The sequence below is a fragment of the Lutibacter sp. B1 genome (assembly GCF_012524075.1).
Taxonomy (GTDB): domain Bacteria; phylum Bacteroidota; class Bacteroidia; order Flavobacteriales; family Flavobacteriaceae; genus Lutibacter.
In genome coordinates this window covers 1-1,474 of the sequence record NZ_JAAZUI010000084.1, presented here as the reverse complement: position 1 = coordinate 1,474, position 1,474 = coordinate 1, and the positions used below count along the sequence as shown (strand labels likewise).

Below are 1,474 nucleotides of genomic sequence, written 5' to 3'. Positions count from 1 at the left end.
CGTTGTAAAACATATTTAAGGATAAAACAGAATTAAAACAAAATTTTAGAAAGAGAAACAAATATTTGTATCTTTGTGAAAGTGGAAAAAATAGGAGAAATAGAAATTCGTGTAGTTGGAAAGTCAGGAAATGATGAGTTAAGTCCTGAAAATTACGATATAAAGCATATTGCAGCAATCCTGCAAAATGTGGAGGATTTATTATATCCAAATAACAAAAAGGATAGACCTATAATTACTTATGACATAAAAGAAGGTTCTGTTAAACATATTTTTAAAACGACTATACAAACAATAATTGGTTTTAGTGCTGTATTATCTCAAGTACAATCGAATAATTCTATTGACTTTTTAGAATTAAAAACGGCGAGAGCACTTGAAAACATCCAAAACTTATCTCGTCAAAAAAACTATGAGTTTCAAATAAAAACTTCTTTAAAAGAAGACTATGAATTAGTAATAAACCCATCAACTAAATTTTTCAGAACAGAAAATATTTGGGCTGATGCTGAACTTTATTTTTATGGTATTTTAAAAGATGCTGGAGGTAAAAGTAAAGCTAATATACATCTTGACACCGATGATTATGGCTATTTATCAATAGAAACTGGAGAGGAATTTTTAAAGCAACGCGAAGAAAATCTTTTATATAAAACATTTGGTGTTAGAGTAAAAGGAAAACAGAATATTGATACTGGTGAAATTGACACAAAGTCTCTTAAACTTTTAGAATTAATAAATTACAGTCCAAAATTTGATAGTGATTATTTGAATAGTTTAATTCAAAAAGCAAAAAAGAATTGGAAAGAAATTAATCCAGATGAATGGCTATTAAATTTGAGAGGAAATTATGAAGCATAGTGTTCTCCTTGATACAAGTTTTTTCATAAGGTTACTTAATGATGAAGACCCTCTTCATAAAAATGCAATTGGATATTATAAATATTTTTTGGAAAATGAGATTATACTTAAAGTCTCAACTATTTCAATTGCTGAATACTGTGTTCTTGGTACATTAGATGATTTACCTCTAAATAATATTCAAATTCTTCCATTTAATCTTAAGCAAGCTGAAAGAACTGGAGAATTTGCAAAAGTCTTATTTTCCGAAAATAAAATCAGTTTTGAAAAATTATCTCCAAGAGCAATAATTCCAAATGACTCTAAACTTTTTGCACAAGCTGATTTAGATAAAGAAATAACTCATTTTGTGACGTCAGATGTTAGATCTAAAACTACATTGAAAATGTTGAAAAATGGAATTAATCCCAAGTTTGATATAATTAGTATTGAAATTCCATATACAGAAACTTTTGGAATTTTAGATTTATAAAAAATACGTTTTACAACATCGCATATAGCAAATTGCTTAATTCTTGTAAAAAGGAAAATTTTAGTACATTTAAACTAATTAAGAAATAGTGGAAAATTGCGTTTTCAAATCCGTAACTTGCCATATTCAAACCCGTTAGCA

General features: G+C 27.3%; 2 protein-coding genes. Both read left to right on the top strand.

Translation table 11 applies throughout. The annotated features are described in order from the left end of the window. Positions 1-81: 81 nt before the first annotated feature. On the top strand, positions 82-861 hold the full coding sequence (locus HGB55_RS14905) for a hypothetical protein (RefSeq protein WP_168817857.1): 780 nt from the start codon (positions 82-84) through the stop codon (positions 859-861). Beyond that, positions 851-1,333 carry a hypothetical protein gene (locus tag HGB55_RS14900; protein WP_168817855.1) on the top strand — a complete coding sequence of 161 codons (483 nt, stop codon included), beginning with the start codon at positions 851-853 and terminating at the stop codon, positions 1,331-1,333. Before HGB55_RS14905 ends, HGB55_RS14900 begins: the two co-directional genes overlap by 11 nt. Positions 1,334-1,474 lie beyond the last annotated feature (141 nt).